General features: G+C 67.5%; 17 protein-coding genes. 11 read left to right on the forward strand and 6 right to left on the reverse strand.

What is annotated here, in order from left to right; all coding sequences use genetic code 11:
* Positions 1 to 17 precede the first annotated feature (17 nt).
* From atpB to FHR66_RS00770, 9 genes are all read left to right on the forward strand, one after another.
* A complete protein-coding gene (gene atpB / locus FHR66_RS00730) occupies positions 18 to 812 on the forward strand; it encodes a F0F1 ATP synthase subunit A (RefSeq protein ID WP_160969256.1) in 795 nt (264 codons plus the stop codon).
* Between the two features lie 77 nt (positions 813 to 889).
* Positions 890 to 1,189 (forward strand): F0F1 ATP synthase subunit C, encoded by a 300-nt coding sequence (atpE, locus tag FHR66_RS00735; RefSeq protein WP_010340497.1) that lies wholly within the window; start codon positions 890 to 892, stop codon positions 1,187 to 1,189.
* Between the two features lie 114 nt (positions 1,190 to 1,303).
* Positions 1,304 to 1,774: a F0F1 ATP synthase subunit B gene (locus FHR66_RS00740; RefSeq protein WP_017910291.1), complete on the forward strand. Its 471-nt coding sequence runs from the start codon at positions 1,304 to 1,306 to the stop codon at positions 1,772 to 1,774.
* 1 nt (position 1,775) lies between these two features.
* On the forward strand, positions 1,776 to 2,303 hold the full coding sequence (locus FHR66_RS00745) for a F0F1 ATP synthase subunit delta (RefSeq protein WP_017910292.1): 528 nt from the start codon (positions 1,776 to 1,778) through the stop codon (positions 2,301 to 2,303).
* Between the two features lie 147 nt (positions 2,304 to 2,450).
* Positions 2,451 to 3,998, forward strand: a complete 1,548-nt coding sequence (gene atpA, locus FHR66_RS00750) for a F0F1 ATP synthase subunit alpha (RefSeq protein WP_160969254.1) — start codon at positions 2,451 to 2,453, stop codon at positions 3,996 to 3,998.
* A 116-nt stretch (positions 3,999 to 4,114) separates the two neighbouring features.
* The gene (gene atpG, locus FHR66_RS00755; RefSeq protein WP_048492349.1) at positions 4,115 to 4,978 is read left to right on the forward strand and encodes a F0F1 ATP synthase subunit gamma; all 864 of its coding nucleotides are present in this window, start codon (positions 4,115 to 4,117) and stop codon (positions 4,976 to 4,978) included.
* A 122-nt stretch (positions 4,979 to 5,100) separates the two neighbouring features.
* On the forward strand, positions 5,101 to 6,507 hold the full coding sequence (atpD, locus tag FHR66_RS00760) for a F0F1 ATP synthase subunit beta (protein ID WP_160969252.1): 1,407 nt from the start codon (positions 5,101 to 5,103) through the stop codon (positions 6,505 to 6,507).
* Positions 6,508 to 6,678: 171 nt separating this feature from the next.
* Positions 6,679 to 7,101 (forward strand): F0F1 ATP synthase subunit epsilon, encoded by a 423-nt coding sequence (locus FHR66_RS00765; protein ID WP_019796279.1) that lies wholly within the window; start codon positions 6,679 to 6,681, stop codon positions 7,099 to 7,101.
* Between the two features lie 307 nt (positions 7,102 to 7,408).
* Entirely contained in the window at positions 7,409 to 7,987 is a 579-nt protein-coding gene (locus FHR66_RS00770) for a chorismate mutase (RefSeq protein WP_160969250.1), read from the forward strand.
* Between the two features lie 394 nt (positions 7,988 to 8,381).
* On the opposite strand, the gene FHR66_RS00775 is transcribed toward FHR66_RS00770, so the two are convergent.
* Positions 8,382 to 8,765 (reverse strand): GtrA family protein, encoded by a 384-nt coding sequence (locus FHR66_RS00775; protein WP_160969295.1) that lies wholly within the window; start codon positions 8,763 to 8,765, stop codon positions 8,382 to 8,384.
* A gap of 128 nt (positions 8,766 to 8,893) precedes the next feature.
* On the opposite strand from FHR66_RS00775, the gene glmU reads away from it, so the two are divergent.
* Both glmU and FHR66_RS00785 read left to right on the forward strand, forming a co-directional pair.
* Positions 8,894 to 10,261, forward strand: coding sequence for a bifunctional UDP-N-acetylglucosamine diphosphorylase/glucosamine-1-phosphate N-acetyltransferase GlmU (gene glmU / locus FHR66_RS00780; protein ID WP_160969248.1), 1,368 nt, complete (start codon positions 8,894 to 8,896; stop codon positions 10,259 to 10,261).
* Positions 10,262 to 10,264: 3 nt separating this feature from the next.
* The gene (locus FHR66_RS00785; protein WP_160969246.1) at positions 10,265 to 10,786 is read left to right on the forward strand and encodes a GNAT family N-acetyltransferase; all 522 of its coding nucleotides are present in this window, start codon (positions 10,265 to 10,267) and stop codon (positions 10,784 to 10,786) included.
* Between the two features lie 109 nt (positions 10,787 to 10,895).
* Here FHR66_RS00785 and FHR66_RS00790 read toward each other — a convergent pair whose 3' ends face one another.
* The 5 genes from FHR66_RS00790 to FHR66_RS00810 form a co-directional block, all read right to left on the reverse strand.
* A complete protein-coding gene (locus FHR66_RS00790; protein ID WP_160969244.1) occupies positions 10,896 to 12,251 on the reverse strand; it encodes a sensor histidine kinase in 1,356 nt (451 codons plus the stop codon).
* Positions 12,248 to 13,585, reverse strand: coding sequence for a sigma-54-dependent transcriptional regulator (locus tag FHR66_RS00795; protein WP_160969242.1), 1,338 nt, complete (start codon positions 13,583 to 13,585; stop codon positions 12,248 to 12,250). Before FHR66_RS00795 ends, FHR66_RS00790 begins: the two co-directional genes overlap by 4 nt.
* A gap of 102 nt (positions 13,586 to 13,687) precedes the next feature.
* Positions 13,688 to 14,923, reverse strand: a complete 1,236-nt coding sequence (locus tag FHR66_RS00800) for an FtsX-like permease family protein (RefSeq protein ID WP_167087643.1) — start codon at positions 14,921 to 14,923, stop codon at positions 13,688 to 13,690.
* Positions 14,920 to 16,251, reverse strand: a complete 1,332-nt coding sequence (locus tag FHR66_RS00805) for an ABC transporter permease (RefSeq protein ID WP_160969240.1) — start codon at positions 16,249 to 16,251, stop codon at positions 14,920 to 14,922. Before FHR66_RS00805 ends, FHR66_RS00800 begins: the two co-directional genes overlap by 4 nt.
* Positions 16,252 to 16,287: 36 nt before the next feature.
* Positions 16,288 to 17,508 carry an FtsX-like permease family protein gene (locus FHR66_RS00810; RefSeq protein WP_160969238.1) on the reverse strand — a complete coding sequence of 407 codons (1,221 nt, stop codon included), beginning with the start codon at positions 17,506 to 17,508 and terminating at the stop codon, positions 16,288 to 16,290.
* Between the last annotated feature and the right edge of the window lie 20 nt (positions 17,509 to 17,528).

The raw sequence follows: 17,528 nt of genomic DNA on the forward strand, positions 1-17,528 counted from the left end.
GAAAAGGCTCAGGACACATGGCGGGCGAGGCAGAAACCCCTACCTCCTACATCCAGCACCATCTGCACAACCTCACCTTCCAGGTGCAGGAAGGCGGGTTCTGGCAGGTGCACGTCGATACCATGGTCATGTCGGTGCTGTCCGGCCTGCTGATGGTGTTCGGCTTCTGGCTGGCCACGCGCAAGGCCACCGCCGGCGTGCCGGGCAAGTGGCAGGCGTTCGTGGAGATCCTGCTGGAGTTCGTGGACCGTCAGGCCAAGGACACCTACCACGGCACCAGCAAGCTGGTGACGCCGATCGCGATCACCCTGTTCTTCTGGATCCTGATGATGAACCTCATCAAGATGATCCCGGCGGACTTCCTGGCGATCCCGCTGAGCTGGGCCGGCGTGCACTACTGGAAGCCGGTGCCGACCGCCGACGTCAATGCCACCCTGGGCATGTCGATCAGCGTGTTCTTCCTGATGATCTTCTTCTCGCTGCGCTCCAAGGGCGTGGGCGGCATGGCCAAGGAATTCCTCACCGCGCCGTTCGGCAAGTGGATGCTGCCGTTCAACCTGATCCTCAACATCGTCGAGTGGCTGAGCAAGCCGGTGTCGCTGGCGATGCGACTGTTCGGCAACATGTTCGGCGGCGAGATCGTGTTCCTGCTGATCTGGGTGCTCGGCGGTGCCGGCATCTTCGGCGCGCTGGCCGGCGGTGCGTTCGGCTTCGGCTGGATGCTGTTCCACCTGCTGGTGATTCCGCTGCAGGCGTTCATTTTCATGATGCTGTCCATCGTGTATCTGAGCCTGGCGGAAGACAGCCACTGACGTTTCTGTTTCACGCGTTCTAAGCAACCCTTCGTTCGATTCACCATCCTCAAGCAACTTTGTTCCTGGAGAAAACCATGTACTTCGCCGTCCTGACCAACCTCGCCCAAGTCCAGAGCTCCACCGTCCTCGCCGTCGGCATCATGATCGGCCTGGCCGCGCTGGGCGCCGGCCTCGGTCTGGCCATCATGGCCGGCAAGTTCCTGGAATCGGCCGCGCGCCAGCCGGAACTGATCCCGGTGCTGCAGGTCCGCATGTTCATCACCGCCGGCCTGATCGACGCCGCGTTCATCATCAGCGTCGCGGTCGGCCTGCTGTTCGCGTTCGCCAACCCGATGATCGGCGAGTTCGTCGCGCGTCTGCCGCAGGGCGGTTGATCCCGTCGTACCGGCGTGCGGTCGCCACCGGCGGCCGCCGCTACGGATGAAGGTTCGGACGCGCTGCCGTGCTGGCGGCGCGTCCACCCCGTCACCATTGGCTGAGCGTACCCCATGAATATCGGTCTCACCCTCTTTGCCCAGGCGCTGGCGTTCGCCGGTCTGATCTGGATCGTCGCGACCAAGATCTGGCCGCCGCTGATGCAGGCCATCGAAGAGCGCCAACAGAAGATCGCCGAAGGCCTGGCCGCCGCCGATCGCAGTCAGAAGGATCTGGCGCAGGCGCAGGAAAAGGTCAACGAAGCGTTGAAGGACGCCCGCATCAAGGCCAACGAGATCATCGATCAGGCCCATGCGCGCGCCAATCAGATCGTCGAGGCGGCCAAGCACGAGGCGATCGTCGAAGCCAACCGGCAGAAGGAACTGGCCCAGGCCGAGATCGACGCCGCGGCCAACCGTGCGCGCGAGGACCTGCGTCGCCAGGTGTCGCTGCTGGCGGTGAGCGGTGCCGAGAAGCTGCTCAAGCGCGAAATCGACGCCAACGCCCACAAGGCGCTGCTCGACGAGCTGGCGGCGGAGATCTGAGATGAGCCAGGCCCTCACACTGGCGCGTCCCTACGCCCGTGCCGCGTTCGCCGCGGCCAGCGACGCCGGCAAGCTCGCGCCCTGGTCGCAGGCGCTGGCGTTCTCCGCCCAGGTCGCGGCCGACCCGCGCGTGGCCGCGTTGCTGCACAACCCGCTGCTGCAGCGGGAGCAGGCGGTGTCGCTGCTGGCGCCGGAAGCCGCCGACGAGCAGTACCAGCGCTTCCTGAGCCTGCTGGCCGAAGGCCAGCGGCTGCCGCTGCTGCCGGAGATCGCCGGGCTGTACGACCAGCTGCGGGCCGAGGCCGAGCGCGTGGTGCAGGCCAACGTGACCTCCGCGACGGCGCTGAGCGATGCCGAGGTGGCCTCGCTGAAGGTGGCGCTGAAGCAGCGCTTCGGCCGCGAGGTCGAAATCACCACGGCGGTGGACGCTTCGCTGATCGGCGGCGCGGTGATCGACGCCGGCGACGTGGTCATCGACGGTTCGTTGAAAGGCAAGCTGTCGCGTCTGCAATCCGCACTGGCCCACTAAGAAACGGGAATGGCGAATAGAGAGGAGAGAACCCGGCCCGGCGGCGACGCCACCCCCGATTCCCGATTCCCCATTCCCGATTCTCAAAGAAGCTAACCACACGTCGCCATCCGCCGCTGCGCGATGGACGATCCGAAGGAAACCAAGATGGCAACCACGCTCAACCCCTCCGAAATCAGCGAACTGATCAAGAACCGCATCGAGCAGGTCAAGCTGGCCGCGGAGTCGCGCAACGAAGGTACGGTCACCAGCGTGTCCGACGGCATCGTGCGCATCTTCGGCCTGGCCGACGTGATGCAGGGCGAAATGATCGAACTGCCGAACGACACCTACGCCCTGGCGCTGAACCTGGAGCGCGACTCGGTCGGCGCCGTGGTGCTCGGCGACTACGAGAGCCTGCGCGAAGGCGATGTGGCCAAGACCACCGGCCGCATCCTGGAAGTGCCGGTCGGCAAGGAACTGCTGGGCCGCGTGGTCAACGCGCTGGGCGAGCCGATCGACGGCAAGGGCCCGCTGGGCACCAGCCAGACCGCGCCGGTGGAGCGCGTGGCGCCGGGCGTGATCTGGCGCAAGTCGGTCGACCAGCCGGTGCAGACCGGCTACAAGTCGGTCGACGCGATGATCCCGATCGGCCGCGGCCAGCGCGAGCTGGTCATCGGCGACCGCCAGACCGGCAAGACCGCGCTGGCCATCGACGCGGTGATCAACCAGAAGAACACCGGCATCAAGTGCGTGTACGTGGCGATCGGGCAGAAGGCCTCGACCGTCGCCAACATCGTGCGCAAGCTGGAAGAGAACGGCGCGCTGGCGCACACCATCGTGGTCGCCGCGACCGCCTCCGAATCGGCGGCGATGCAGTACATCAGCGCCTACGCCGGCTGCACCATGGGCGAGTACTTCATGGACCGTGGCGAAGACGCGCTGATCGTGTACGACGATCTGTCCAAGCAGGCCGTGGCCTACCGCCAGATCTCGCTGCTGCTGAAGCGCCCGCCGGGCCGCGAAGCCTACCCGGGCGACGTGTTCTACCTGCACAGCCGCCTGCTGGAGCGCGCCGCGCGCGTGTCCGAGGACTATGTGGAGCAGTTCACCAAGGGTGAGGTCAAGGGCAAGACCGGTTCGCTGACCGCGCTGCCGATCATCGAGACCCAGGCCGGCGACGTGTCCGCGTTCGTGCCGACCAACGTGATCTCGATCACCGACGGCCAGATCTTCCTGGAAACCGACCTGTTCAACGCGGGCATCCGCCCGGCGGTGAACGCCGGTATCTCGGTGTCGCGCGTCGGCGGCGCCGCGCAGACCAAGATCATCAAGAAGCTCTCCGGCGGCATCCGCATCTCGCTGGCGCAGTACCGCGAGCTGGCGGCGTTCGCGCAGTTCGCCTCGGATCTGGACGAAGCCACCCGCAAGCAGCTCGAGCGCGGCCAGCGCGTCACCGAGCTGATGAAGCAGAAGCAGTACCTGCCGATGTCCATCGCCAACCAGGCGCTGTCGATCTACGCCGTCAACGAGGGCTACCTCGACGACGTGCCGGTCAACAAGCTGCTGGCGTTCGAAGAGGGCCTGCACGCCCACTTCGCCAACACCCAGGGCGAGCTGATCGCCAAGGTCAACGACACCGGCGACTGGAACGGCGACATCGAGGCCGCGTTCAAGAAGGGCATCGGCGAGTTCAAGACCACCGGTAGCTGGTAAATCAGTTGCAGGGAATGGGGAATAGTGAATAGGGAATCGTAGGAGCGGGATCCGGGCTTGCCCATTCCCGATTCTCTATTCCCCATTCCCACAAAGCGAGCAAAGCGAGCGAGAGCATGGCAGGCGGACGCGAAATCAAATCCAAGATCAAGAGCGTGCAGAACACCCGCAAGGTGACGCGCGCGCTCGAGATGGTCTCGGCCTCCAAGATCCGCAAGGCGCAGGATCGGATGAAGACCTCGCGTCCCTACGCGCAGGCGATGAAGCAGGTGATCGGGCATCTGGCGCAGGCCAGCACCGACTACACGCATCCGTTCCTGGTGCAGCGCGAGTCGGTCAAGCGCGTCGGCTACATCGTGATCTCCTCCGATCGCGGCCTGGCCGGCGGCCTGAACAACAACCTGTTCCGCAAGATGCTGGGCGAAGTGCGCCAGTGGCAGGACCAGGGCGCGGGCGTGGACGTGGTCACCATCGGCCAGAAGGCCTCGGTGTTCTTCCGCCGGCTCAAGGTGGACATGGTCGGCAGCGTCAGCCACCTGGGCGACCTGCCGCGCGTGGAGCAGCTGATCGGCGTGATCAAGGTGATGCTGGATGCGTTCACCGAAGGCAAGCTGGATCGCGTGTATCTGGTCTACAACCGCTTCGTCAACACGATGACGCAGAAGGCCAGCTTCGACCAGCTGCTGCCGCTGCCGGCGGCCGAGAGCCAGGTCGCGCACCACGACTGGGACTACCTGTACGAACCCGATGCCGCGACCGTGCTCGAGCACGTGATGACGCGCTACATCGAGTCGCTGGTGTACCAGGCGGTGCTGGAGAACGTGGCGTCCGAGCATGCGGCGCGCATGGTCGCGATGAAGGCGGCCAGCGACAACGCCAGCAAGCTGATCAGCACCTTGCAGTTGGTCTACAACAAGGCGCGTCAGGCTGCGATCACCCAGGAAATTTCCGAAATCGTCGGCGGCGCAGCCGCTGTGTAGCCGGGAATGGGGAATGGAGAAACGGGAATGGTCGAAGCAGCAGCGCTTGATCTTCCCATTCCCGATTCCCCGTTCCCCATTCCCGACACCAGTTTCGAACAGACATTAGTGGAGTTATCCAAATGAGTCAGGGCAAGATCGTTCAGATCATCGGCGCGGTCGTCGACGTCGAATTCGCGCGTGCCGATGTGCCGAAGATTTACGACGCACTGAAGGTCGAAGGCACCGCCATCACGCTGGAAGTGCAGCAGCAGCTGGGCGACGGCATCGTGCGCACCATCGCCCTCGGTTCCACCGACGGCCTCAAGCGCAACCTGATCGCCACCAACACCGGCCGCGCGATCTCGGTGCCGGTCGGTGCCGGTACGCTGGGCCGCATCATGGACGTGCTGGGCCGTCCGATCGACGAGGCCGGCGACGTGCAGGCCAGCGATCACTGGGAAATCCACCGCGCGGCGCCGACCTATGAAGACCAGTCTTCGGCCACCGAGCTGCTGGAAACCGGCATCAAGGTCATCGACCTGATGTGCCCGTTTGCCAAGGGCGGCAAGGTCGGCCTGTTCGGCGGCGCCGGCGTCGGCAAGACCGTCAACATGATGGAACTGATCAACAACATCGCCAAGGCGCACTCGGGTCTGTCCGTGTTCGCCGGCGTGGGCGAGCGTACCCGCGAGGGCAACGACTTCTACCACGAGATGAAGGACTCCAACGTCCTGGACAAGGTGGCGATGGTGTACGGCCAGATGAACGAGCCGCCGGGCAACCGCCTGCGCGTCGCGCTGACCGGCCTGACCATGGCCGAGTACTTCCGCGACGAGAAGGACGCGTCGGGCAAGGGCAAGGATGTGCTGCTGTTCGTCGACAACATCTACCGCTACACCCTGGCCGGTACCGAAGTGTCGGCGCTGCTGGGCCGCATGCCGTCGGCGGTGGGCTATCAGCCGACCCTGGCCGAGGAAATGGGCGTGCTGCAGGAGCGCATCACCTCGACCAAGTCCGGCTCGATCACCTCGATCCAGGCCGTGTACGTGCCCGCGGACGACCTGACCGACCCGTCGCCGGCGACCACCTTCGCCCACCTCGACGCCACCGTCGTGCTGTCGCGTAACATCGCCTCGCTGGGCATCTACCCGGCGGTGGATCCGCTCGATTCGACCAGCCGCCAGCTGGACCCGAACGTGATCGGCCACGAACACTACGACACCGCCCGCCGCGTGCAGTCCACCTTGCAGAAGTACAAGGAACTGAAGGACATCATCGCGATCCTGGGCATGGATGAACTGTCCGAAGAGGACAAGCAGGCCGTGTCGCGCGCGCGCAAGATCGAACGCTTCTTCAGCCAGCCGTTCCACGTGGCCGAAGTGTTCACCGGCTCGCCGGGCAAGTACGTGTCGCTGAAGGACACCATCCGCGGCTTCAAGGCCATCGTCGACGGCGAGTACGACCACCTGCCGGAGCAGGCCTTCTACATGGTCGGCGGCATCGAGGAAGCGGTCGAGAAGGCCAAGAAGATGGCCGAGAAGGCCTGATCTGGACGCCGGCCGCATGCGGCCGGCATCCGGGAATGGGGAATCGGGAATAGAGAATCGTCAAGGCGGGACACGCGGCATCCGAGGCATCGCGCAAGTGGTCAGTGGCAATCTGCTTCTCACCATTCCCGATTCCCGAATCCCGAATCCCGCCTCACCCAGTGAGGCACCATGAGCACCATCCGTTGCGACATCGTCAGCGCCGAGCATGAGATCTACCACGGCGACGCCACCCTGGTGGTCGCGACCGGCGAACTGGGCGAGCTGGGCATCGCGCCCAAGCACGCGCCGCTGATCACCCGGCTCAAGCCCGGCAAGGTGGTGGTGACCACCCCGAGCGGCGAGCAGCTGGACTTCGCCATTTCCGGCGGCATCCTCGAGGTGCAGCCGCAGGTGGTGACGATCCTGGCCGACACCGCGATCCGCGCGCAGGACATCGACGAGGCGTCGGTGCGCAAGGCCAAGGAAGAAGCCGAGCGCCTGCTTGCCAACCGCGGCGAAGGCATGGACGTGGCCGAGGCGCAGGCCAAGCTGGCCGAGGTCACCGCGCAGCTGCAGGCGCTGGAGCGCCTGCGCAAGAACCTCAAGCACTGAGTTCCGTGCCACGCGGCCAGCGGCCGCATGCGCGACGACGACGCCGGCGTTTGCCGGCGTTGTCGTATCTGGAGATGGGTGCTCCGCGCTTACGTGGTGCGTCCGCGCGCGTGCGCCTGGATCGTCGTCGCGGCATCGATGCGGAATGCGACGCAGCGCACGGCGCTGGCTTGCTGGTCGCTGACTCGGCCGCGATGTCATGCGACAAGACTCGAGTGCGGTCATCGTTCGGTCCGCGGACTACGGCAAGATGACCGCCCGATCTGCGGTCCATCCCCCACCCGCAGACGGTTACCGGAGAATCGAGATGCCCCTGTCCGCTTCTGTTCCTCGTCCCTGCGTGCACGCGTTGACCGCCGTGCTGGCCGGCGCCCTGTTGATGGGATGCGCGTTGCCCGCGCGCAGCGCCACCCCGCTGGAGCCGCTGCTGGATCGCATCGTCGAGCGCAATGCGATCGGTGACCAGGTCGCGTTGAGCAAGTGGGACAGCGGCAAGCCGGTGCTGGACGCCACGCGCGAGGCCGCGGTGCTGGCGAGCGTGCGCGATCAGGCGCCGGCCCACGGCCTGGATCCGGACGATGCGGCGCGTTTCTTCGGCATGCAGATCGAATCCAACAAGCTGGTGCAGTACGAACTGCTGTCGCGCTGGCACCTGCGGGGCCGCGCGCCCAACAGCCCGCGCCCGGACCTGACCGCGCTGCGCGCGCGCCTGGATCAGCTGCAGGGCGAGATGCTGGATGCGCTGCAGGCCAGCGCTGCGGTGCGCCAGGCGCCGGATTGCCCGGCCACGACCGCGCGCGCGGCCGAGGCCTATGCGCTGCGCTGGCAGTTGGACCAGCTGCACCGCACCGCGCTGGTGCGCAGCCTGGGCGATTTCTGCCACTGAGTCCTCGGTAGTGGGCCGGCGACGGATGGTCTGCGTTGGAGGGAGGCGAAGTTGTTCTGGCGATCAGCGCCCCTGATGCGGGCCCGTCGTTCGGGCTTCGATCGTCGCGACTGAAGGGTCTCTCTAATAACACTCGTTGCCGCGGCGCAGCCGGACACATCTTTATCCTCGTAGGAGCGGCTTCAGCCGCGACCTGCGTTTCCGGTAGAGCTTGTCGCGGCTGAAGCCGCTCCTACAAAGGGACTGCGTGGTTATTCGAGGTTCCCTGAAGTCGCCCCCACAGGGACGCTCCCGGCATCCGCTGGCTCTTGTGGGAGGGGCTTCAGCCCCGACAGCCATCGATGCCGATTGCGCGCAGCGGCGTGCCGTCTGTATGCCCGCCGTGCTGCCAGCGCTAGCGGTAGACCAGCTGCCGGCCGAGGAAGAACGACACGACCGCCAGCATGCCTTCGACCAGCGGCTTGGCCAGCCAGGCCAGGCGCAGGCCCAGCGCGTGGGCGCACAGCGCCACCAGCCAGGTGCTGAGCACGGTAAGCACCAGCCACATGGCCATGAAGCGGCCGAAGCGGCGCCAGCCCAGGCGTGCGGCGTCGTCGCTGGCGAAGGTGATGCGGCCGTTGAGCCAGAACCCGAGCAGGGCGCCGCAGACGCGGCCCAGCACGTTGCCCGGCACCGTCGGCATGCCGGCCGCGGTGGCGGCGACGAACACGCTCCAGTCGATCAGCAATTGCAGCAGGCCGATCAGCAGGAACTGGCTGCCCTGGCGCAGGAGACCCATGAACATCCGCAGGAGGAGACGATCGCGCATGCTAGCGCTTGCTGGGTCCACGTGCAGCTCGCGATGTGATGACGCTACTTGCCACTGCAGCTACTAGAATTGCAATCCACTCGCAACGGAAACGCACCATGACTCTGCCCCTACACGTCGTGATTCTCGCCGCCGGCGCGGGCAAGCGGATGAAGTCGATCAAGCCCAAGGTGCTGCAGCCGATCGCCGGCCGGCCGATGCTGGCGCATGTGATCGAGACCGCGCGCCAATTGCAGCCGGATGCGATCCACATCGTCCATGGCCATGGCGGCGAGGCGGTGCTGGCGGCCTTCGCCGACCAGCCGGACCTGCTGTGGGCCGAGCAGGCGCAACAGCTGGGCACCGGCCATGCGGTGCAGCAGGCGATGGTGGCCGTGCCCGACGCGGCCACGGTGCTGGTGCTGTACGGCGACGTGCCGCTGATCCGCGTCGAAACCCTGATCCGCCTGCTGCATGCGCCCGGCCGCGTCGCGGTGCTGGTGGCCGAACCGGAGGATCCCACCGGCTACGGCCGCATCGTGCGCGACGCCGCCGGCAAGGTCGCGGCGATCGTCGAGCAGAAGGATGCCGACGACGAGCAGCGGCGCATCCGCACCATCAACACCGGCATCGTCACCGCCGAGTCCACCGCGCTGAGACGCTGGCTGGCGCAGCTACGCAACGATAACGCGCAGCGCGAGTACTACCTGACCGACGTGTTCGCCGCCGCCTCCGCCGAGTTCACTCCGGCGGAAATAGTGTTGGTGGCCGATCCGATCGAGGCCGAGGGCGCCAATGATCCGTGGCAGCTGGCGCAACTGGAACGCGCCTGGCAGCTGCGTGCGGCGCGTGCGCTGTGCGAACAGGGCGTGCAACTGATCGACCCGCATCGCCTGGATCAGCGCGGCCGCGTACGTGTCGGCCACGATGTGTGCATCGACGCCAACGTGATCCTGGAAGGGGAGGTGGAACTGGGCGATGGCGTCAGCATCGGCCCGTTCGTGCGGCTGAAGGACGTGGTGCTGGGGCCGGGCACCGAGGTGCGCGCGCATTGCGACCTGGATGGCGTGGTGGCCGAGGGCGCGGTGCAGATCGGTCCGTTCGCGCGGTTGCGCCCGGGCACAGTGCTGGCCGACGGCGTGCACATCGGCAATTTCGTCGAGACCAAGAAGACAGTGCTCGGTGTCGGCAGCAAGGCCAATCACCTGACCTACCTGGGCGATGCCACCATCGGCAGCGGCGTCAACGTCGGCGCCGGCGTGATCACCTGCAACTACGACGGCGTCAACAAGTCGCAAACGGTGATCGGCGATGGCGTGTTCGTCGGCTCCAACAGCGCGCTGGTGGCGCCGGTGGAGATCGGTGAGGGCGCCACCATCGGCGCCGGCTCGGTGATCACCCGCAGTGCGCCGGCCGGCAAGCTGAGCGTGGCAAGGGTACGCCAGGAAACCGTCGAGGACTGGAAACGCCCGGGCAAGCGCGACTGAGGCATGGCCACGCACATCCGCCTGGCGCGCGAGCACGAGCTGGCGTGGTTGCCGGAAATCGAGCGGCGCGCCGGCGCCCTGCTGCAGGGCCATGCGGCGCAGGCCGTGTTCGCGGCGCATGCGTTGGAGATGGACGCCCTGCGTGCAGGACTGGCGCGCGAGCAGCTGTGGGTGGCGCTGGACGACGATGGCGATTGCACGGGCTATCTGCTCGGCGGATGCCTGGACGACGGCTTCCATGTGCAACAGATGGATGTGGATCCGCGCTACGGGCGTCGTGGCCATGGCCGTGCGCTGCTACGGCATGCGCGCGCAGCTGCGGTGGCGGCCGGCTTCCCATGCATGCTGCTGACCACCTTGCGCGACGTGCCGTGGAATGCGCCGTTCTACGCCAGCGAAGGCTTCGTCGAGTTGCCGCCTACGCAGTGGGGGCCGCAGCTACGCGCGACCTGGCAACAGGAAGCCGCACTCGGCTTCCCCATGCACCTGCGGGTGGCGATGCGTTGTCCATTGCCGTTGCGCTGAGCGGGGTGCGGCAAGTCGCCGTCTCTCAGATTGCAGCGGCTGCCATGTTTCTCGGGAGCCGGGTTACGAATCCCCAATCCCGAATCCCCAATCCCGGCTCCAAAAACAATCAGCCCCGTTCCCCCTGCGGCAACTGCACCGTCACGCACAGCCCGCCTTCGTCGCGGTTGTGCAGGGACAGGCGGCCACCGTGGGCTTCGACGATCTCGCGGGTCAGGGCCAGGCCCAGGCCGGTGCCGTTGCGCTTGGTCGAATAGAACGGCATCAGCGCGTTGTGCAGCACCGCCTCGTTCATGCCGCTGCCGCGGTCCAGCACTTCCAGGCGTAGCCAGTCCGGGCGGGTGGACACGCGCACGCGCACGCCGTCGGCCGGCGTCTGTCCCTCGGGCAGGGATTCGTGCGCGTTCTTGACCAGGTTGAGCAGCGCCTGCTGCAGTTGCGCCGGATCGACCCGACTGTGCAGGTCCGGCGACTCCAGGTCCAGCGCGAACGGAATCTGCTGCTGCAGCCCGGCCAGGAACTGCGCCCAGTGCACCGTCTGCAGTTGCGGCTGTGGCAGCTTGGCGAAGCGCGCGTAGCCGCGGATGAAGCCTTCCAGGTGCCGCGCGCGTTCCTCGATGGTGCCGAACACCTCTTCCAGCCGCTCCACCTTCTGCCGCCGCACCAGCTCGGCGCCGGAGTGCGCCAGCGAGGCGATCGGCGCCAGCGAGTTGTTGAGCTCATGGCTGATGACCCGGATCACCTTCTTCCACGTATGCACTTCCTGGCGGCGCAGCTCGGCGGTGAGCAGGCGGATCAGCAGCAGTTCGTGCGGGCGGCCGTTGAGATGGAAGCGGCGCTGCGACAGGTGGTAGATCTGCTCCTCGTCCGGATCCTCGTCGCCGCCCTCGATCGCAAACAGGCTGTCGCCGCCGCGCGAGATCGCCTCACGTAGCGGGGCCGGCACGCCGAGCAACAGGTCGTCCAGGCGCTGGCCTTCCAGCTTCCAGCCGCTGTGCAGCAGCTTGCGCGCGGCCAGGTTGGAGAACACCACGCGGCGCAGGCCGTCGCCGCCCTTGGAGGTGAGCAGCATCGCCACCGGGGTGTTCTGCACCATGGTGTCGAGCATCAGCTCGCGCTGAGCCAGACCCTGGCGTTGCTCGCGCAGGATCTCGCCCAGTTGCGCGTGCGCGGCGACCATCTCGCCCAGTTCGTCGTCGCCGCGCCAGTGCACGCCGAAGTTGTACTCGCCGTCGCGATAGCTGCTGACGGTGCCGGCCAGGGCGCGGAACACCGAGCGCATCGGCGCGGTGGCGCGGCGCAGGGTCCACCACATCAGCAGCAGCAGGGCCAGCGTCGAGGCCGTCACCACTTCCCAGCCGCGGTCCATCCAATAGGCCAGCAGCCACGGCAGGGCCGCCGCCAGCGCCAGCACCGGCAGCAGGCGCAGGAACAGCATGGCTGTGAAGGAGCGGCGCAGTTTCATTCGCGCGGGATGCCGTAGCGGTCCATGCGCCGGTACAGCGCCTGCCGGCTCATGCCCAGTTCGGCGGCGGCCTGGGCGATGACGCCGTGCGCGCGGCCGAGTTCGGCCACGATGCGCTCGCGGTCGGGTTCGGCGGCGGCGATCATGCGCGGCGCTGCCGGCTTCGGCAGGTTGAGGTCGGCGACCTCGATCTGCGCGCCGCTGGCCAGCAGTTCGGCGCGCTGCACCACGTTGCGCAGTTCGCGCACGTTGCCGGGCCAGGCGTGGCGCTGCAGTGCCTGGCAGGCGCCGGACGACAGCGGCTTGTCGCCGGAGAGGAAGTGCTCGGCCAACGGCACGATGTCGCCGGGGCGCTCGGCCAGCGCCGGCAGCGACAGTTCCACCGCGTTGAGCCGGTAGTACAGGTCCTCGCGGAAGCTGCCCTCGCGGATCATCGCGGTCAGGTCGGCGTTGGTGGCGCTGATCACCCGCACCTTGACCTGCCGCTCGCGGTTGGAACCGAGCCGCTCGAAACGCCCGGTCTCCAGCACCCGCAGCAGCTTCATCTGCCCGGCCAGCGACAGGTTGCCGATCTCGTCCAGGAACAGGGTGCCGCCGTCGGCGGCCTCGAACTTGCCCTCGCGCACCTTGTTGGCGCCGGTGTAGGCGCCGGCCTCGGCGCCGAACAGTTCGGCCTCGATCAGTTCGGCCGGGATCGCGCCGCAGTTCAGCGCCACGAACGGGCCGCGTCGCACCGAGGAATTGGCCTGGATGATCTGCGCGATCTTCTCCTTGCCGCTGCCGTTGGGGCCGGTGATCAGTACCGGCAGTTCCGAACGCGCGACCTGGCAGGCCAGGGCGATGGCGCGCTCGCTGGCGGGGTCGGCGAACACCGCGCCGCACAGGTCGTAGCGCTGCGCCAGTTGCTGGCGATGGCGGCGCTCGCCGTCGCGGCGGCGCTCCAGTTCGCGGCGCGTCTCGGACAGTTCCAGCAGGTTGTTGACTGTGGTCAGCAGCTTGCGGTCGTCCCAGGGTTTGGCCAGGTAGTCGGCGGCGCCGGCCTTGACCAGTTCCACCGCGCTGCTGAGCTGGGTCCAGGCGGTCAGCAGGATCACCGGCAGGTCCGGATGGCGCGTGCGGATCGCCTCGAACAGGGCCACGCCTTCCTCGCCGGAGGTGGTGTCGGCGGTGAAGTTCATGTCCTGCAGCACCAGGTCGATGTCGCTCTCGGCCAGGCGCTGCAGGCCAGCCTGCGGGCTGTCGGCATACACCGTGTCGATGTCGTGCAGGGAGAACAGCACTTCCAGCGCAGTGGCGACCGCGGGGTTGTCGTCGATGATCAGCAGGCAGGGCATCGTGCACCTTGGGCGCGGGTCGGCGCGCCGGTGGAGGAAAACGGATCAGGCCGCATCATCGCAGCCTGCGTCCGGCTTGTCGTGTGTCCGCGCATCGCTGGCTCAGACACTGCGCGTGGCCACTGCCGGCGGAACCGCGGCGGCGCGGCGCGCGGGCGCCAGTATCGCCAGCTGGCCGAGCAGCAAGAGCGCTGCAGCGACGGCCGGCAGGTAGACCAGCGGCAAGCGTGGCAGATCGTAGCGCTGCAAAAGCGCGTGATTGAGCAGCAATGCCAGCACCATGCCCACGGCGCTGCCGACGCTCACGATCAGCAGGTTTTCGGTCCGAAAATGCCACAGGATGTCGCGACGGCTGGCGCCGATGGCACGGCGGATGCCGATCTGGCGCGTGCGTTGCTGCACCCAGAAGCTGGCCAGGCCGCCGATGCCCAGGGCGGTCACGAACAACAGGCCCGTGGTCGCTGCGAGCAGCAACCCGATCATGGTGGCATCGCGCTGGAAATAGCGCTGCCGCAGCTGGGAGTAGCTGCGGCGCCCTTCGCGCGGAATCAGCCGCAGCGGCCCTGCCTTTGCTAGCGCGCCGGCCGCTGCGGCCAGGACCCGTTCGCGGTCCTGCGGCGCGCTGCGCAACAGGTATTGCACGTGGTTGCCCGCGGGAAGCTGCGGCGACAGTGCGGCAAGGTGGTCGACCGTTGCGCCACGCAGCGTCGTGCGCAGCAGATCGTCGACGACGCCGACGACGATGGCGCCCTGGACTGCGCCATACAGCGTTTTGCCGACCGCAGGTTGACCTGGCCACAGTTGCTGCGCCAGCGTGCGGGTGACGATCACCGCGCTTGGCGAGGCGGTGGAATATTCGTCGGCACGGAAGTCGCGGCCGGCGATCAGGTGCGCGCCCATGGCCTGCACGAAACCTTGCGAGCCGGCGTAATACGTGGCCTGGATGCACCCTGTATTGTCCATCGAATGCTGCGCCATCGCGCGGTCCAGCGTCTGCCGGTCGGGGCAACCGCCATAGTCGTTGGCGCCGCCGGACAGCGGCAGGCTGAAGCCGATCGCGGCGGCTGCGGTGACACCGGGGATGCTGCGCAACGCCCGCAGATCGGATTGTTGCTGGGCCAACGCATTGCCATCGCTCTGGACGCCGCGGACCGAGATCAGCGCGAGTTCTTGCTCCGGCAAGCCGCTGGGGACCCGCAACCGTTCGATGCGCCCACCGATCAGGAACACGGCGTTGGCGACGAAGGCGCAGGTCAGCGCGACCTGCAGCGCCAGCAGCGTGGCGGTGAGGCGGTGATGTTGCAGGCTGGAGAGGATGGGGCGGATCGGCAGATTCATGTCAGGTCCTTGATCTGCAGGGCGGGGTTGATCCGGCTCGCCCGCCATGCGGGCAGCAGGCCCGCCAGCAGCGCGGCGATCACCGCCAGCGCCACGGTGGCGAGCAGCATCTGCAGGTCCATCCGCGCCAGCCTGGCGTAGTCGTCCGGGCGCTGGCGCACGCTCCACAGGCCCAGCTCGGCGATCGCGATGCCCAAGCTGCCACCGAGCAGCCCGATCAGTGCGGCTTCGCTGCCGAACTGCAGGAACACATGGCTCCGGCGGGCGCCGAGCGCGCGCCGCACGCCGATCTCGCCGCCGCGACGCAGGAATTTCGCCAGCAGCAAGGCGATCACGTTGACCAGACAGATCCAGAGGAAGCCCAGTGCCAGCAGCGTCTGCAGGCGCACATCGTCGGGCACCATCCGCAGGTGGCGCAGCCAGTCCATCAACGCATACAGTCGTGCCCGCTCCGGCGGGCGCTGGAAGCGTCCGCTGGCGTGTTGTGTCGCGGCATAGTCGTAGAGCAGGCGCTGGTAGTCGGCGACCTGCTGCGGCGTGTCCAGCCGCACCCAGAATTGCAGCCAGCTGGTCGAAGGATCTTTTAATCGCGCCGCGTCGTCGCCGCTGACCTTGTCCCAGCTACTGATGTTGCCGTTGACGTCCAGCGCCAGTTCCATCGCGGTTGACAGCGGCAGGAAGAAATCGTCCTGCTGGCCGAAGCTGCCCTTGCTGCCCGGATCGCCATAGAACAGCGGTTGCGGATTCCATGGGCCGGCCACGCCGATCACCTCGAAGCCGATGCGCTTTTCCCCGAGCGCCACCCGCTGGCCGACCGGGTCGCGCGCGCCGAACAGGGTATCGGCCAGGGTGCGGCTCAGCACGATGACGCGGGCATGGTTCTGGTCGTCCTGCGCGCTCCAGCCGCGTCCGCGCTGCAAGGGGATGCCGAACAGGGCGAAGAACCCGGCGCTGGCGTAGCGCCCGCTCAGGTCGAGCGGCGCTTGGGCCCCGCGCGGTGGCCACAGCAACGCTTGCCCGCCGGTCATCGCCGCCTGTGGCGTGGCCGGGGCGGCGCGCAGCAGCGCCATGGCGTCGGGCCAGGTGAGGTTGTCAGCCGGATCGCTCCACTCCTGGCTATCGGGGTAACTGGCCGGCAACGGGTCAAGATGCGGGGTGTAGAGCGCAGCGCTTCTGCCCGGCAGCGGATCGCGCGACATCACATGCAGCACCGTCAGCATGGTCATGCTCGCGCCGATGCCCAGGCCGATCGCCAGCACCATCAACGCGGTGGCGACCGGCGTACGCCGCAGGCTGCGCCAGGCCAGCGGCAGATAATAGTTCAACATGCGACAGCTCCTTCCTTGGGTGGTGGCCGCGTCGGGTCAGACACTGCGCGTGGCCACCGCCGGCGGCACCGCGGCGGCGCGGCGCGCGGGCGGCAGCACCGCGAGCTGGCCGAGCAGCCACAGCACCAGCGCGCCGACCGGCAGGTACCACAGCGGCAGCCGCGGCAACTCGTAGGCGCTCATCAGGTACAGGTTGGCGGCGTAGGCCAGCAACATGCCCAGCACGATGCCGGTGCTGGCGAGCAGGAAGTTCTCCAGTTGGAAATGCCGCAGGATCTGCGTGCAGGTGGCGCCGAGCGCGCGGCGGATGCCGATCTGCTTGGTGCGTTGCTGCACCCAGAAGCTGGTCAGGCCGACGATGCCCAGCGCGGTGATCAGCAGCAGCGCCACGCTCACGCCGACCAGCAGCCAGGCCATCGCCTGGTCGTCGCGGTAGTAGGCCGCGCGCGCCTGCTGCAAGGTCTTGGCGCCGTTCACCATGCGCCGTGGACCGTGTTGCGACAGCGTCGCCTTGGCTTGCCGCAATATCGCCTCGCGCTGCGCCGGGTCGCTTACGCGCAGCAGGTAGGTGCCGTGATCGTAGGGAACGTTCACCGGGAACAGCATCGTGTCTTCGTACTGGCCGGTGGTCCCGCCTTCGCGGGGCTGCACCAGGCGCTGCACCACGCCGACGACGCGGTGTTCGCCGTAGACGTAGATGGTGCGGCCCACCGCGTTCTGGCCGGAGAACAGGCGTTGCGCCAGCGACTGGCTGAGGATGACCGAGGGCGGGATGCGCTTGGCGACCGGATCGCGCAGTTGCGCGTAGTCGATGAACTCGTCTTCCCCGAAGCGGCGCCCTGCGACCAGATGCAGCCCCAGGGTGTCGAGCAGCCGTGCGTCGCCGAAGTACTGCACCGCATGCAGGGTGCTGCGTTCCTGGTCCGGGCGCAGCGACACGCCGCTGTAGCCGAGCGAATCGCCGAACAGTGCCTGGTTGATGATGCTGGCGTCGCGCACGCCGGGGATGCGGCGCAGCGCGTCCAGGTCGGCCCGTGTCTGCGCGGCGCCGTTGCCGTCGCTGACCACGCTGCGGCTTCGCAGTTGCACCAGTTCCCGCTCGGCGACGCCGCTGGGCCGGTGCATGCGTTCGAGCCGTTGATCGATCAGGAACAGCGCATTGCAGACCACGGCGCAACTGAAGGCGATCTCCAGCACGATCAGGCCGGCGGCGACGCGGTGCTTGCGCAGACTGGAGAGGATGGGATGGAGGGACACGGCGGGAGTTCCTGGCGGAG

It is taken from the genome of Xanthomonas sp. F4, assembly GCF_011761895.1.

Coding starts and splice junctions, on each gene's coding strand:
- FHR66_RS00800 (WP_167087643.1), bottom strand. CDS start 14,923: ATGAATCTGCCGATCCGCCCCATCCTCTCCAGCCTGCAACATCACCGC.
- FHR66_RS00805 (WP_160969240.1), bottom strand. CDS start 16,251: ATGTTGAACTATTATCTGCCGCTGGCCTGGCGCAGCCTGCGGCGTACG.
- FHR66_RS00765 (WP_019796279.1), top strand. CDS start 6,679: ATGAGCACCATCCGTTGCGACATCGTCAGCGCCGAGCATGAGATCTAC.
- atpD (WP_160969252.1), top strand. CDS start 5,101: ATGAGTCAGGGCAAGATCGTTCAGATCATCGGCGCGGTCGTCGACGTC.
- FHR66_RS00790 (WP_160969244.1), bottom strand. CDS start 12,251: ATGAAACTGCGCCGCTCCTTCACAGCCATGCTGTTCCTGCGCCTGCTG.
- FHR66_RS00795 (WP_160969242.1), bottom strand. CDS start 13,585: ATGCCCTGCCTGCTGATCATCGACGACAACCCCGCGGTCGCCACTGCG.
- atpE (WP_010340497.1), top strand. CDS start 890: ATGTACTTCGCCGTCCTGACCAACCTCGCCCAAGTCCAGAGCTCCACC.
- atpA (WP_160969254.1), top strand. CDS start 2,451: ATGGCAACCACGCTCAACCCCTCCGAAATCAGCGAACTGATCAAGAAC.
- FHR66_RS00740 (WP_017910291.1), top strand. CDS start 1,304: ATGAATATCGGTCTCACCCTCTTTGCCCAGGCGCTGGCGTTCGCCGGT.
- glmU (WP_160969248.1), top strand. CDS start 8,894: ATGACTCTGCCCCTACACGTCGTGATTCTCGCCGCCGGCGCGGGCAAG.
- FHR66_RS00785 (WP_160969246.1), top strand. CDS start 10,265: ATGGCCACGCACATCCGCCTGGCGCGCGAGCACGAGCTGGCGTGGTTG.
- FHR66_RS00745 (WP_017910292.1), top strand. CDS start 1,776: ATGAGCCAGGCCCTCACACTGGCGCGTCCCTACGCCCGTGCCGCGTTC.
- FHR66_RS00770 (WP_160969250.1), top strand. CDS start 7,409: ATGCCCCTGTCCGCTTCTGTTCCTCGTCCCTGCGTGCACGCGTTGACC.
- FHR66_RS00775 (WP_160969295.1), bottom strand. CDS start 8,765: ATGGGTCTCCTGCGCCAGGGCAGCCAGTTCCTGCTGATCGGCCTGCTG.
- atpG (WP_048492349.1), top strand. CDS start 4,115: ATGGCAGGCGGACGCGAAATCAAATCCAAGATCAAGAGCGTGCAGAAC.
- atpB (WP_160969256.1), top strand. CDS start 18: ATGGCGGGCGAGGCAGAAACCCCTACCTCCTACATCCAGCACCATCTG.